The organism is Athalassotoga saccharophila (assembly GCF_009936215.1).
GTDB lineage: Bacteria > Thermotogota > Thermotogae > Mesoaciditogales > Mesoaciditogaceae > Athalassotoga > Athalassotoga saccharophila.
Window position 1 is genome coordinate 360,838 of record NZ_AP019551.1, and the last position, 14,876, is coordinate 375,713.

General features: G+C 36.8%; 15 protein-coding genes. 2 read left to right on the forward strand and 13 right to left on the reverse strand.

The annotated features are described in order from the left end of the window. The first annotated feature begins 81 nt into the window (after window positions 1-81). Window positions 82-1,212 (forward strand): lamin tail domain-containing protein, encoded by a 1,131-nt coding sequence (locus tag ATHSA_RS01740; protein WP_161847470.1) that lies wholly within the window; start codon window positions 82-84, stop codon window positions 1,210-1,212. On the opposite strand, the gene trhA is transcribed toward ATHSA_RS01740, so the two are convergent. Genes trhA through ATHSA_RS01785 form a run of 9 tightly spaced genes read right to left on the reverse strand, consistent with a single transcriptional unit; the run spans window position 1,206 to window position 9,086 of the window. Then, on the reverse strand, window positions 1,206-1,868 hold the full coding sequence (trhA, locus tag ATHSA_RS01745) for a PAQR family membrane homeostasis protein TrhA (protein WP_161847471.1): 663 nt from the start codon (window positions 1,866-1,868) through the stop codon (window positions 1,206-1,208). The two genes, ATHSA_RS01740 and trhA, sit on opposite strands and share 7 nt — an antisense overlap. A 28-nt stretch (window positions 1,869-1,896) precedes the next feature. Beyond that, a complete protein-coding gene (locus tag ATHSA_RS01750) occupies window positions 1,897-2,907 on the reverse strand; it encodes a LacI family DNA-binding transcriptional regulator (protein ID WP_161847472.1) in 1,011 nt (336 codons plus the stop codon). Continuing rightward, complete coding sequence (locus ATHSA_RS01755; protein WP_161847473.1) at window positions 2,900-3,790, reverse strand: carbohydrate kinase family protein; 891 nt, start codon at window positions 3,788-3,790, stop codon at window positions 2,900-2,902. Before ATHSA_RS01755 ends, ATHSA_RS01750 begins: the two co-directional genes overlap by 8 nt. 37 nt (window positions 3,791-3,827) lie before the next feature. Further along, a complete protein-coding gene (locus ATHSA_RS01760; protein ID WP_161847474.1) occupies window positions 3,828-4,190 on the reverse strand; it encodes a cupin domain-containing protein in 363 nt (120 codons plus the stop codon). A gap of 3 nt (window positions 4,191-4,193) precedes the next feature. Next, the gene (locus ATHSA_RS01765; RefSeq protein ID WP_232060107.1) at window positions 4,194-5,126 is read right to left on the reverse strand and encodes an exo-alpha-sialidase; all 933 of its coding nucleotides are present in this window, start codon (window positions 5,124-5,126) and stop codon (window positions 4,194-4,196) included. Then, entirely contained in the window at window positions 5,123-5,971 is an 849-nt protein-coding gene (locus tag ATHSA_RS01770; RefSeq protein WP_161847476.1) for a carbohydrate ABC transporter permease, read from the reverse strand. The genes ATHSA_RS01765 and ATHSA_RS01770 overlap by 4 nt, the downstream gene beginning before the upstream one ends. Then, on the reverse strand, window positions 5,968-6,840 hold the full coding sequence (locus tag ATHSA_RS01775; protein WP_161847477.1) for a carbohydrate ABC transporter permease: 873 nt from the start codon (window positions 6,838-6,840) through the stop codon (window positions 5,968-5,970). The genes ATHSA_RS01770 and ATHSA_RS01775 overlap by 4 nt, the downstream gene beginning before the upstream one ends. Before the next feature lie 45 nt (window positions 6,841-6,885). Then, the gene (locus ATHSA_RS01780) at window positions 6,886-8,169 is read right to left on the reverse strand and encodes an ABC transporter substrate-binding protein (protein ID WP_161847478.1); all 1,284 of its coding nucleotides are present in this window, start codon (window positions 8,167-8,169) and stop codon (window positions 6,886-6,888) included. Between the two features lie 35 nt (window positions 8,170-8,204). Continuing rightward, the gene (locus ATHSA_RS01785; RefSeq protein WP_161847479.1) at window positions 8,205-9,086 is read right to left on the reverse strand and encodes a dihydrodipicolinate synthase family protein; all 882 of its coding nucleotides are present in this window, start codon (window positions 9,084-9,086) and stop codon (window positions 8,205-8,207) included. 532 nt (window positions 9,087-9,618) lie between these two features. Between ATHSA_RS01785 and ATHSA_RS10180 the strand changes: the two genes are divergently transcribed. After that, complete coding sequence (locus tag ATHSA_RS10180; protein ID WP_232060108.1) at window positions 9,619-9,777, forward strand: hypothetical protein; 159 nt, start codon at window positions 9,619-9,621, stop codon at window positions 9,775-9,777. Between the two features lie 329 nt (window positions 9,778-10,106). Here the strand turns inward: ATHSA_RS10180 and ATHSA_RS01790 are convergent, their stop codons facing one another. The 4 genes from ATHSA_RS01790 to ATHSA_RS01805 all read right to left on the reverse strand — a co-directional run bounded on the left by ATHSA_RS01790 (window position 10,107) and on the right by ATHSA_RS01805 (window position 14,745). Beyond that, window positions 10,107-11,732, reverse strand: a complete 1,626-nt coding sequence (locus ATHSA_RS01790) for a DUF4185 domain-containing protein (protein ID WP_161847480.1) — start codon at window positions 11,730-11,732, stop codon at window positions 10,107-10,109. 5 nt (window positions 11,733-11,737) lie between these two features. After that, window positions 11,738-12,562: a carbohydrate ABC transporter permease gene (locus ATHSA_RS01795; protein ID WP_161847481.1), complete on the reverse strand. Its 825-nt coding sequence runs from the start codon at window positions 12,560-12,562 to the stop codon at window positions 11,738-11,740. Continuing rightward, window positions 12,559-13,428: a carbohydrate ABC transporter permease gene (locus ATHSA_RS01800; protein ID WP_161847482.1), complete on the reverse strand. Its 870-nt coding sequence runs from the start codon at window positions 13,426-13,428 to the stop codon at window positions 12,559-12,561. The genes ATHSA_RS01795 and ATHSA_RS01800 overlap by 4 nt, the downstream gene beginning before the upstream one ends. Window positions 13,429-13,491: 63 nt before the next feature. Next, on the reverse strand, window positions 13,492-14,745 hold the full coding sequence (locus ATHSA_RS01805) for an ABC transporter substrate-binding protein (protein WP_161847483.1): 1,254 nt from the start codon (window positions 14,743-14,745) through the stop codon (window positions 13,492-13,494). Window positions 14,746-14,876: the final 131 nt, after the last annotated feature.

The window sequence follows — 14,876 nt, forward strand, 5'->3', positions numbered from 1 at the left end:
TATTGTATCAAAAGATCGAGAATTTTGACGTCAACAATTTTGTATAGTATAATTTACGGCTAAAGCATAGGAGGTGGGGGAATGAAAAGAACTTTGATCGCTCTTTTTCTGCTTTCGACATTTACAATTTCGATCTTCGGATGGGGCTTTTCAGTCCATAGAACTATAGTCAAAACAGCCATCGAAAGGCTTAGCGGGCCATCTTTGAATTATTTTCTTCCTTTCGAGAGCCAAATAATGGCTTATTCGACCTATCCTGACGAGCATCAGGATTTTGAAGCAGGAACCGCCCATTTTATGGAAATAGATTTCTACGCAGAGCCACCCTTTGATAACCTTAGATCGAAGATAGAAAATTACATGCAAACTTACGGAGAGGCAATAGGAAGAGGACACGGTTATGCGCCATGGGCGATAGACAAGTACTATCACTTGCTCGTTGAAGACATAGCAACGAACTCTCCAGATGTACCAAAGATCGCCGGAATACTTGCACATTTCGCATCGGATATAAATATGCCCTTACATGCCACGGTCAATTTTGAAGGCCAGATGACGGGCCAAAGCGGTATACACGGTTTATGGGAAAGCGCTATAGTCGACAAACGTTTTGATGCTTCCATGATTCTTCCGACCAAAGTATCTACTGTTACAGATATAATAGATGCATCTTTGGAAAACTCAAAAATTGCATGGTATTATGCCCAATCTCTTCTCGCGATAGACAGAAGTGAGAAGACCCTTTTTGGGCAACTTTCAAAAGATCCTCTTGTTTCGTCAGTTTCTTACGAGAATATGCTGTGGGATTCAACAAAATGGATAGCGACAGTTCAAATAACGAGATCTGTTGAGTTTGTCTCAACGCTTTTTCAAATGGCTTACAATCAATCGAAAAGTTACGTTCCAAAGGCCGCATCGCGTCCAAATATCGTGATCTTCAAAGTTTCTTCGAACGGAAATGATCAATACGTGGCAATAAAGAACGCGGGGGATAAAAGTGTAAACCTTAAAGGCTGGAAAATCTCAAACGGAGAGGGACAATATTTCGTATTTGAAAATGATCTCTTAATAGATCCCGGTCGTTACATTCTCGTCCATTCCGGGCCCGACGCAAAGGGGTTGATCTGGTCAAAATCTTTGGTATGGTCTGCACATGGAAAAGCCCGACTCTTTGATCCTGACGGAAATATGGCCTTTGAATTTGTCTATTGATGAAAGATCGACGCAAGGGGCAGGACGTAAAATAAGATGGCAAAAAAGTGCATCGCGCTTCCACCTATAACGAAGAGGTGCCATACGAAGTGGTGATATTTCATCTTCCTTCGAATATAAAAAATCGTGCCAAGGGTGTAAAGTATGCCTCCGATCAAAAGAAAGATTATGCCATTCGGTGACAACTTTTCAAGGAGAGGCTTTATTGCAAAAATAACCATCCAGCCCATCGATATGTAAATCAATGTCGAAAGGATGACGAACTTTTTCACAAAGAAAATTTTGAAAAGTATGCCAATGATGGCCATACTCCAAGTTATTCCAAATAACGTCCATCCCAAAGGGCCCCTTAGAGTGATAAGTTCAAACGGAGTGTAGGTCCCGGCTATGAGAAGAAATATGGAAGAATGATCGAAAATTTCGAAAATATCTTTTGCCTTTCCCTGCGACAGGGCATGGTAGATCGTTGACATCGTGTAGAGAATAACCATTGATGATCCGTAAATCGAAAAACTCACAACATACCATGAATTTCCGTAAATACTTGAAAAAATTACCAAAAGCACAAGGGCGGCTATTGCAAGTAGAGTCCCGATTCCATGCGTAACGGCATTTGCAATCTCTTCGCCAAGCGTGTAGTTTTCTACGTTTTTCAAATTTACTCCTTTATCATAAGTTGATTTATTATATCAAATTTTTAACGGATTCTCTTTCTACTAACTTTGCCTTTAGAACAACGTGCTGGACTTTATGGATACTCTCATTTTCAATGGCATCTAAAAGCAATGTTGCGGCCGTCATCCCTATGGCATCGGCAGGCTGAACGACGGTGGTAATGGAGGGAGAGGAAACCTTCATCCATTCCGCATCATCGAATCCCACCACTGAAAGATCATCGGGAACTTTTAACTTTAAATCTTTTATGGCTCTCATAAGTCCCAACGTTGTGAAATTGTTCATCGCGATCATTGCCGTCGGCCTTCTGGATCTTTGCAAAATTTCAAGAGATTTTTTGTAAGAATTCTCCTCGGTAAAAAATCCGCTCTTTACCCATTCCTGACGGTATTCAAGTCCAAAATTCTTCATTGCTTCCTTAAAGCCGCTTAACCTTTCATGACCGGTATAACTCTTTTCTATACCGTAGACGGCTCCTATTTCTTTGTGACCCTTGTCTTTGAGATATTTAACCGCATCGTAAATCGCGGCACGGTTGTCTATGACAACGGAATCACAGTTGACAGAATCGATAAGCCTGTCGAAAAGGACTATTTTCATTCCGTGCCTTACCATATTCCTGTAGACAGAAAGGTTTTGGCCTTCTGCCGCTGGAGCCACGATAAGACCATCTACCTTTTTTGAAACGAGCAATTCAAGATATTCAACTTCTTTTTGTGTATTTTCTCCGACGTTACATATCATAAGATTGTATTTTTTGGCGTAAAGTACCCTTTCCATGGCCGAGATAACCTCGCTGAAAAACGGGTTTTTTATGTCGGAGACGAGTACTCCAACCGTAAAAGTTTTGGATATCTTCATTCCCCTTGCAAGTCCATTTACAACGTATCCCATTTCCCGCGCTGCCGCGATGACTTTTTCTCTTATCTCATCGCTAACACCAGATTTGTGATTGAGAGCCTTTGATACCGTAGCAGTCGAAACGCCAACATTTTTTGCAATATCCTTTATGCTAACCATTGAACCCCTCTTTCAAATTTTCTAAAAATCTTTTGACCTCTTCAAGTTTTGGAAAAGACGTTATTGCGCCTATCTTTTGAGCGGCCATTCCAGCAGTTATCGTTCCAAATTTAGACGCGGACACCAAATTCTCTTCTTTAAAATCATTCCTTGCGAAATCATGTATAAGACCTGCCATAAAGGCATCACCGCATCCGGTAGTATCGACAGCGTTAACGCGTATCGCCGGAATATGAGTTGCGGTTTTTGAAATGACGTACGCACCATTTTCGCCATCCGTTATGACGGTTTTACCAATAGATTTTACCACTTTTAGGATACTTTCAAAATCATCAAGGTTAAAGATCGACTTTGCGTCTTCCATACTACACTTGACAAGATCTGCCATTTTCCATCCTTTAAGCAGATCTGCTTTGTATTTGCCTTCGTCTTTGGCAATGTGCGGCCTGTAATTTGGATCGAAGAAGATGTACTTTCCCTTTTTCTTAACATCTCCCATGAATTGCAATATGTTATCCGACGCAGGAGTTGCAAAGAGAATCGATCCAAAATGAAAGGCATCAAATTCATCTATTCTTACTTTAGAGAGATCTTCATACGACAAAGCGCCATCGGCGGTAGATCTATTCCATATCGCAAACTTTGGCACCTTTTTTTCATCCACAAATGCAAAGGCAAGGGTGGTGTGGAGATCATCATCTGTTACGCTTAAAGATATATCAACGCCTTCGGATTTCAGCGTATCTTTTAGCATATCTCCGAAAAAATCGTAAGAAAATTTCGTTATGTAACTTACCTTCTCTCCAAGGCGTGCAAGACCCACGGCTATGTTCAAAGGAGAACCTCCGACGTGTGGCTCAAATGAATCATCTATTTTGAACAAATCGATTAGGTTTTCTCCGACAATTGCGAATCTTATTTTAAATTACCTCCTCATAAGGAATTTTTATAACGTACTGTATGAGTTTAGACTTACCTGTTTTAATTTTATGTGCAAATCCAGCAGGTATAAGAAGCAAATCGCCTTTTTTGATTTCATATTCTACCGGATTTTCGATTTTGCAGTTTCTTAATTCACCCTTTTCTATTTCAGATCCACCTGTGAATTTATCTCCAATTATAACAATTGCTTTTCCAGACATAACCATGTAAAGGTCGTTGAAATGAAAATGGACTTCTGCATTTCCATCAAAAAAAGATCCCAATTCTGAAATTTTAACAGTCAAATCTTTGAATTTAAATGAATTTTGAGAATTCAAAGAAATTTTCAAGGGTTGATTCATACTTTACCTCTTTTCAAAATCATTATCTTCAAAAAATAAATGTATGAAATTCATTCTGTTATCCGTAAAGAAAAGATGTAATTGATTTTCATCCTGAACTAGCCACGGATAAGAATATTCTCCACGATCTGCTTCTTTCAAACAAAAAGGCGCTGACCAATTTTTCCCTTCATCTTTAGAAAACAAAAGATCCATTCTATTTCTTCCTGTTTGAGTATGATTATGAGCAAGTACAAGCGTATTTTTGTATTTTATAACATCTATGCCACTATTTGGATTGGGAATATCAGTTTGTTCAGAGGCTATCCAACTTAATCCGCCATTGAAAGAATATGAAACGTATACTTTTCCCATCTTAGATCTACTCATCATAATGAGTGTTCCATCATCAAGTTCAATCACAATAGGTTGAATTAATCCGGTAACCGTTGTCTCTCCGTACAATTTCCAATCGTTCCCATCTTCAGAAATTAAAACCATTGATGTCCATCTTTTCTCATCATAAACAGGTAAAAGATAATTCCCATTTTTCAAAACAATGGGTCTTCCCTTTGTCATAATTCCTTTAGCATCAGATATAATTTCTAATTCCCCCCAGTTTTCTCCATGATCCTTTGATCTTTTCCGACAAATTAAAGCACTTTGCCAATCATTGTCGGTCAAGATGACAAAAAATAGCCATAATTCGTCCTCAGGGCTTTTCCATATTACCGGATTGCCAACGCCGAACCCTGGCATCTTAAATGCGGTTACGGGACTTGTCCAATTATCAAAATGTTTTCTAGATAAATGAATAACGCTATCAGGTGCCTTCTCATATGAGGCTGAATACCAAACGGCTATAAGATCATCTCTGTCTTTAGTAACACTTACACAGTGATGCATGGGAGGATAAATTTGTGATTGTATGACATTTTCGAAATTCATTTTTTTCATCCCTTTATACCTGTCATTGTTATACCTTTGACAAAATATCTCTGAAGTAAAAGGAAAATAACGATAGCCGGTATAGTTGCCATTAAGGCTGCGGCCATAGCAGGTCCGTATTGCGGAGCCGATCCGCTGACTCCACTTTGACCACCGAAAAATTCCGCTATTCCAACGGGCAAAGTTCTTGATGCGTCTGAATTGACAGAAACCAGTGGCCACAAGAAATTCGTCCAGTTGCTTATGAATGTTATGATCGCAACCGCACTTATAGAAGGTCGTGCGAGTGGAAGCATTATCGTCCACCAGATTCTAAAGTACCCTGCACCATCTATTCTTGCGGCATCTATGAGATCTTGAGGAACACTTCTGAAAAAATTTCTAAGAATGAAAACGCCTGTGACGTTTCCAGTTGTTGGAAGTATCAAAGATATTATCGTGTTTAAAAGATGGACATGTGCAAACATAAGATAAAGTGGTATGATTGTAACCTGTATCGGCACCATAAGCATAGATAAAACTGTTGCGTAAAGCAAAGCATTACCTTTAAAGTGAAATCTTGCGAATGAAAAAGCGGCCATAGAATCTATCAGTATGACTATGATCGTGGCCACAATGGCAGACAAAAAACTATTTAAAGTCCATCGCAAGAAATTAAAAGTTCCTAAGACGTAAGAAAAATTTGACAATGTCGGATGTTGCGGAATCCATGTCGGAGGGTAACTTGCAATCTCACCTTCAGGCTTAAAGGCACTGACCGTCATCCAGAGTATTGGAGCAAATGCAAGGATTGTAAGAATTACAAGCAATAAGTACAAAATAGTCTTTGAAAGATATTTGTTTTTTCTTTTCATGATTCCCCAACCTTTTTAAGCAATTGTCTTTCAATAAGAACAAGAACTATCAAGAATGCAAAAACAACATACGCAACGGCAGAACCATATCCCAATCTGAAATACTGAAACGCTTGAAAATACATGTATTGGATGACGGTAAGTGTGGCCATTGAAGGTCCACCTCCTGTCATAACGTAGACTTGATCAAAAACTTCAAAACTGTTTATAAGTGTCAGCATCAAAACCACAACTGTAGTCGATCGAAGTAAAGGAAAGGTTACATTCCAAAAAATTTGCCAGTTTGAAGCACCGTCTATTCTCGCAGCCTCTTTTAATTCTTCCGGTATATCCTGAAGCCCAGCAAGAAAAAGGATCATGTTAAAACCAACTGTCCACCAAATTGTGGTAATGGCTACAGCAGGCATTGCCCAGTTCACACTCGAAAGCCACGCAATTGGCTTTATTCCAAAAAAACTTAGATAATAATTTAAGATTCCAAAATGTGTGTCAAAGATCCACATCCAAATAACACCAACAACTGTTGACATTATGACGTAAGGCATAAAAACAAATGTTCTTGTTATCGTTCTACCTTTAAGATTTTGATCTACAAGTAATGCTATGAGAAGCCCAAGTACTATAAGAGCAGGTACCGTTAAAACCATAAAATAAAGAGTGTTTATAAGACTCGTTATAAAAGAAGGATCGTTGAAAAGTTCAATATAATTAGAAAATCCTATAAATTTTGGAGTTCCTACGATATTCCAACTTGTAAGGCTCACAAAAAAACCCGCAATTGAAGGGCCAAACCTAAAAGCAATAAAAGTAAAAAGGTAAGGGATTAAAAAGAGATACGGAATTATTAAAATTCTAAAATTTTTCCTCATTTATACCCTCCAAATTCTGGGCCACTTAAGTGGCCCAGAAACGAATTATTGTCCCCTTGAAAGTATTTGATTGATCTGATCATTCATCCATTTCATAACTGGTAATATATCTTTATCTCTTACCATTATGTCCTGACCCGCAACAACTATCGGACTTACAGATGCTGCGGAAAATACCTCTGCTTCATTTGGTATTCTCGGAAGCATGACTTCGTAAGGAGCGCTTTCAAGGAATCCTGTTCTTCCTGGCAATGAATAGGCATATTCCCTCGCAGCGTTAAGAGCCGGAATGTTCCCAGACAATGCCCATTTGGATGAATTTTTGATCAACCATATAACGAAATCCTCAGCGGCCTGGATCTTTGCTTTATCTTTTTGTACCGGAATAGTTAAAACATGCCCGCTTCCCCATACCGTTTTCTGTTCAAAGACCTGAGGAATTGGGAATGTTCCCCACTCAAGACCTTTCTGTGCTTGACATGCTGGTATTTCCCATGGACCATCTTCAAGCATTGCTGTTTTGCCAATAAGAAAATCATTCAAAGGATTCGTCGCGCCAACTGGCGAAACATGATATTTGAAGACTAAATCCTGTAACCATTGCCACGCTTTCAGACCCGCATCAAGGGGATAATCAACTTTTGTATTTTGCTGGTTAAGGAATCCATACCCTTGTTGAGCAAGTAATTCATACCATTGAAGGAAAGCATGCCAATTAAGTGAATACAATCCAAAACCGTATTGGACGATATTGTTTGGATCAAATCCAGGCTCATTTGGATGTTTGCCATTTTTATCGATTGTTAATTTTATTGCCATATCTAAAAATTGTTGACCGGATATCCATCCCGTTGGAGGAGTAATACCAGCCTTTTCAAAGAGTGTTTTGTTATAATATATTGCATTCATATGAAGGTCAAGAGGAAATGCGTATTGAACTCCATTGTAAAATGTTCCATTCCATGCAGCCGTCGCAAATTGAGTTGCTGTAAATCCTGCCTTTGATATGACATTCCCAAGAGGTGTTAGTAAATTCAAAGCCGCAAATTGGGGAATATCGGGTCCATGCATTCCTAAAATATCTGGTGGATTGCCAACAGCAGCCGAAGTCATGAATTTCGTAAACAAAGGTGTCCATTGCATCGTCGTAAAGGTTATATGAACGTCTGGATGTGTCGAGTTATATTCATCGACAAGCGCACGCATAACATCGCCATCAGGGCCTGTCCATCCACCCCAGAAAGTTAGTTCTATTGGCTGGGCAGCCATAGCCACCATTCCAATTACTAAAATACTTAACAGCGCCAAAATTCCTAACTTCAACCTCATAAACTTCCTCCTTTCATTTTTTAAATTTGCCAAATTTAAATTTCCTTTTCGGCAAATTTAACTTTATCTCCTAAATCGTCCTTTTTATACTCCATCAAAGGTAATCTCATTTTTCCGTTGCCAAAACCTCTGAATTGTAGGGCTTTTTTAAGTGCGGACATATCGTATCCTTCACCAACAGCGGCAGATATCTTTATCAATTTCTCTTGGGCTTTACGTGCCTTTTCAAGATCACCTTTTTTAAAGAATGAATATACTTCGATGAATGGTTCTGGAAAAACCGCTGCCGGACCGCTAACTGTCCCATTGACTCCCATAACAAGCATTGGAAAGAATGCTCTATCAAATCCAACAGCGATCTCAAATCTTGGAAAGTCTTTTCTCAGATCGACAAATCTTGTAATTTCACCAAAATCTCCGCTGCTATCTTTCATACCAAAAAAATTCTCATGCTTTCCAAGTAAGGTTGAAACAACTTTGATGGTTACCTTGTTACAGGCCAACGATGGTATGTTGTAAACATAAACGGGCAAATTCTTAGCGTATTTAACAATCTGCGATATATATTCAATCATTTCTTCTTCTGATACTTTATAATAAAGAGGAGGTAAAGTTGCTATCGCATCGACATTCGCTTCTTTTGCGATATAAACCAGTTCTTTTGATTCCTCAATTCTCACACTGCTGCAGTTTGCGATGACTTTTGCTTTGTTCGATGTCACAGATCTTGCGATCTTAAAAATTTCTTCATGCTCTTTGATATTCAACGAAAGTCCTTCCGATGTCGTACCACATGCAAACAGTCCATTTATACCCTTATCGACAAGAAATCCGAAGTACCTTTCGGTTTCTTTGTAATCAATTTCTCCGTTATCTTTGAATATCGTCAATGGTGCGGCTATAACACCATCAAGCATTAAAATCCCTTCTTTCATTATTTTTGTATGAGTAAATTCAATTTTGAAACTTCTCGCTATTTCTCAATTCTTTTTTCACTATCACCCCACAACAGCCTGCCACCAAGGTGTAAAATCTTTCTGTCCCAAAAATTCTTCCAACCGAGGTGATAGACATGTTGCGTAGTTCTTCAGATGTGTTTCTCTTTAATTTCCCCTTTTCAGATATTGTTTTGAACCTTGTCTTCTTTTCCCTTCAACAAATAGACTTCGATTCTATCTTTTCCAAACTCCTTGAATCTTACTCTCCTAATAACAAAAATCGCCCTTATGACCCTTCTTCTTTACTTAGACTCTTCTTCACCTTGAATCTTTTCGATAGTATGACTTTTACAAATCAAAGCGTATGACAATATCTTCTATAAAGTCTCAAAACTTAACATCCGACGGAAATGACTATTCAAAGCATTGTCACAAATTCGCGTGTCGAGATAGAACTTCCTTATGCCCTAAAGATTGTTCCGACATCTTTTGGATGAAATATTCACATGAATTGTCCCTTTTCAGACTTTCTTTTCAGACCGATCCGTCTTTTAAACAGTTTTACAACTTCAGGCCGAGAATTGAGACACTTAATTCTTCTCTTACAAGATGGCACCATCTTAAAGACATAATCTCCCGAACATTGACACTTACTATAGATTCAACCTAAGACTTATTTCAAAAGCGATTAGTCATTATACTTTCGAATCTGAAGTGTCTTTTCTCAAAAGATTGAAAGGAGAAACTCATGATAGAAAACGTATTTAATCCAAAATTTGCTTTTCAAAGATCTTGAACGTATTCAGATTCAATCTTATCTGCAATGTCTGAATGCATCCTTCTGTATGATGCATCTTTGAACCTGCAAGAGGCCTTCTGCATCTTCTCCTTTTAAAGATCATGACTTGGGGTTTGGGGTAAGTCTAATCTAAATTGAATTCACTCAATAACAGTTTTTAAGTTTTTCTCCATAATTGTTTTTAAAATATATCAAGTTTTTTAGTTCTCAAAATCTGTTTTCATAAGAAAAACAGAATACGGGCCCCACATTGACATTGTAAAATAAATTATTTTACCATTTTCGAGAGTATACAGAGGGTTCATAAAAGCTCCATAAAGTCCCGGATAATCATAAGAAGAAACCAAAGTCTTTGATTTACTCCAAGGACCCCATGGATCATTTGCAAAGCGTATTACAATATTTGTCGTCTGTGGATCAAGATAAGTCATTATCCATTTTTTAAGATATTTGTCGAACATAATAGAAAGCTCACCTGCTGGTCCATCGGCTACACTTTTAGAATCAGATTCATTATAACTCCAAATGGGATAATCATTTTGGAGTCCAGAAAAATACTGATATTTTGATTTATCTTCAATTTGATCGGATTTTACTTTCATAAGGTACACATTTCCCCATCTACCAGATGGAATAGAAAAAAGATATATCTCATTGGACGAAATATAATCGGGGTCTTCATTAGCAAAAACTGGATAAATCTGAACAAAATTACTAGTACCATTCCATGTGACATTGGGCAATTTTTCGAAATGATTTCCTTCATCTTTTGAAACGGCTAAACCGGAATAATTACAATCCCAATATCCAGGTGCTCCCCATTGGCTTACAGACATATAATACACATAAAGATTATTGTTGTTATATATTCCCCCTGTTGGTATTACAGTTATCTCACCATTTTCACCATGTTTTGAAGATATGACCTCTTTAGCATAAGATGGAACTGGATTATCATAGGAAATTGTTTGATCATTGAACTTTAAAAGTTCATTATCAAATATAAAATCACTAAAATTCATAGAAACTGAAAAAGCATTGTTATCACTATTTTCAACAAATAATCCTATTTTTGCATTAATTAATTGTTTTTGTTTATCATTGTAACTACCAATCTCTTTCCAATTAATTCCATCGTTACTAGAATAAAAAATATAAGAAGAAAACTCTTTTTTTATCTTTAAAAAATTCTCACCATAAGCGCTAGAAATGATAAGAGGTAATTGATTGTTAATCAAACCACTTACTTTAAGTGTACGATTATTCGTAATTCCAAATGCTATCCAGTTTGAAACATTTTTCCATATTAAAAATCCACTAAACGTAGGCAATGGATACATATAGTTTAATTTTACTTGAACTGTAAATGTCGAAAAATGTGAAACATCAAGTAAAACTTTTGGAACTTCGTCTACGTACTCTCCCAGTTCCATATATGGACCAGCTGTAATAGTTAAGTTATGTGATGATACAATGAAGTTATTTCCACTATTTACTGAAATAAATTTATCAAATTTAACACCATTTTTAAAATCTCCATTTGGAGCGACTGCCAAGACATTAGATCTCCATAATGTACCTGTGGGACCGTTCCATATAGGCATTCCCTGTCCAAAGGTATCTCCAAAAATAAAATAAGTGCTAGTGGATGCAGGTATCATTATTCCTAAATCAGCACCATATACTTGTTCTTTAAAACACAATTCCTGATTTATAGAGTCAATTCCTATTAGCTTACATACCATCTCTGTATTTTTAATACTCAATGAAAAACTAAAAAGAGGTATCGAAATTAATACCAATATCAAAAATATTTTTTCATGCATCTTTTTCACTCCTTTAATCCAGACATTGTTATACTAGTTACTAGGTACTTTTGTAAAAAAATGAATATGATCAAAGTTGGCAACATTGCCATAAAATCAGCAGCCATGATGTCTCCCCATGGATTTTGGTATTGACCTCCATATCCTGCGATCCCAACTTGAATCATTTTTAAAGAATTTGAATTTATTACTATTAATGGCCACAAGAAATTATTCCAATTAGCGAGAAAAAAGAAAACTGCCAGTGCAGCCAAGATTGGTTTTGAAATAGGCAGAATTATTCTGAAAAAAATGTTTAAAATGCTTGCACCATCCATAATGGCTGCTTCTTCCAATTCTCTTGGAATACCTAAGTAAAATTGCCTTAGCAAAAAAATACCAAAAGCATTAGGTATTCCTGGCACTATTAATGCCCAATAAGTATTAACCCATCCAAAAGATCTAACTAATATAAATAAAGGTACCATTACCGCTGAGAAAGGAACCATGAGGGTACTTATCACAACTATAAACATAAAATTCCTCCCCCTATAGCGTAACCTAGAAAGAGAATAGGCAGACATTGAATGTGTAAATAGAGCAACAATCGTTATTACACCAGCCACAAAAGCAGTATTAAAAATCCATCTTGCAAATGGTAGTTGTTGAAATACCTCTGCAAAATGACTCCATACTGGCTTTTGCGGCCAAAAAACAGGTGGAACAGCAAAAATATCAGCCGTTGGTTTAATTGCTGATACAAACATCCAATAAATAGGAAACAAGAATACTGCTGCTATTGTCGACATGACAATATATCTTATGATCTGTTTTATATTAACTTTTTTCACTTAACTTCTCCCCCTTTAAGAATTTTGTATAAGATAAGTGATAAAATAACCAAAATAATGAACATCAGAAAATCCATAGCAGCTGCGTAACCAAATTGATAATATTCAAAAGCTGTTTGAAAGGCATAAAATACAACAGTTGATGTTGCATAGAATGGTCCTCCACCTGTTAGCACATAAACTTGATCAAATAGTTGAAAGCCTTGAATCAAACTTATAATGAGGACAAAAAAACTAGTAGGTTTTAAAAGGGGAAAAGTTATATGCCAGAAAGTCTGCCAATAAGATGCACCATCAACTCTTGCAGCATCATAATATTCCTCAGGAATGTCATTTAGACCCGCTAAAAATATAACCATAAAGTAACCGATACTAGAATAAAGTGAGAGTGCAAGTACTATATATAAAGCTTGACCCATCGAACCTAATAATGGTTGAGGAGAAATTCCAAATATAGATAGTATTGAATTAAAAAAACCGTTTTGTTGAAATATATAAGACCATACGAACGCTATAGAAACCAATGATATTGCTGCAGGTGCAAAATAAACTGTTCTAAAGAATGTAATTCCCTTAGAAGGTTTCTTTATTAAAAGCGCTAAAGAAAGAGAGAGCAGAAAATTTAAAGGTACAAACATAAATACATATTCTATTGTTACTTTTAACGATTTTAAAAATATAGGATCAGTCAACATTTTAGTATAGTTCGAAAAACCAGCAAATTTCATTTTTCCTAATCCACTCCAATTATAAAGGCTTATATTAAACCCTAAAATTGCCGGCAATATAACAAATATAGATAACCCAACTAAATCGGGAAGTAAGAATATCCATCCTGCTAATACTTCTCTCTTTTTGCGCTTCATTTAACTGCCCTCCAAATCAAAGTAGGGAGGTTTGATGTTACAACCTCCCTACTCTATCGATTTTTAATGAGCTCCTGTATATGTCGAAAGGAAATTATCGATTTGTTGAGCAGCTGTTTTTGCTGCTACTGCAGGAGAGACATTTGCAAAAATCACAGATTGTAAAGCATTCTCCAATGCTAAATCCATCTCTGGAGTATAACGTGGTTCAGGTTTGGACGTTGGTAGAATTTGATTAATGAAAGTTTGCCATATAGGCGAATCATAATAGTCCTTGGCACTTTCATAAACGCTTTTATAAGCAGGTAGCTTTGAATTTTGGACTGTGCACCATTGCTTTTCGAAATCTGTTTTAAAGAACAACCAAAGTGTAAAATCAACAGCGTCTTTTACAACCGGGCTGTTTTTATTTACAACTTGTATCCATCCTCCCATAACACTTACACTAGTTCCTCCTTTAGTCATTGGTGGTATCGGAAAATATCCCCATTTAAATTTTGGAGGATTTACTGTTAGCATTTGAATAGCCCATTCTCCACATTCCTGCATTGCCCCAAAACCGCTTACAAATGTTGAAATATCATTTGTCCCCGCTGTTGGAATACTCTTAGGAGAAACCTTATATTTATCAAAAGCGTCTTGATAGAAAGTGAGAGCTGCTATTGCTGCTGTTGAATCAAAAGTTGATTTCGTCCAGTCCTCGTTTACAACACTACCACCTGCAGACCACAAGAACGGATAAAATGTAAACAATTCATAATAAGTAGGTGTAGGATCTAATATTAGTCCCCACCTATTTTTAGTTGTGAGTATTTTGGCATCTTCTAATAGTTCATTCCAATCTTGAGGTATAGACAAATGATATTGATCGAATAAATCTTTATTATAATATATTGCAAGAGGTTCAAGTTCTATAGGTAACCCGTATATATGACCAGCAATCGTAACTTTTTCTCTAGCTACGGGGAAAAAATCATTAATTTGTTCAGGAGTTAAATATTTGTCAAAAGATTGAAGAACACCTGCATTGTAATACCTTAATTCATCACCAGGACTAACCCAAAAAATATCAGGACCTTGACCGCTTGCAAAAGCTGCTGATAGTTTTGTCGTTGTATACTGAGCCCACGGAATTTCAACAAAATCAACTTTCATATCTGGATGAAGTTGATTCCATTCATTAACGTATTTGACTATTAGTGGATCTCCATACGTATCCGTGAACTTCCAAAAAGTTATTGTTGTTGCCATAACGGCAACACTAGTCAAAACCAAAACAATTAACACCGATACTAACATTTTCGACCTTACTTTCATATTTTCATTCACTCCTTTCTTTAAACACTTACTACTCTTAAAAGCGCTTTATATAGAGATTTTTTATTACTATTGAGTTACTCATGATGTGCATTGACGTAATGTTCAAACTATACACTTTGAATTTTGAA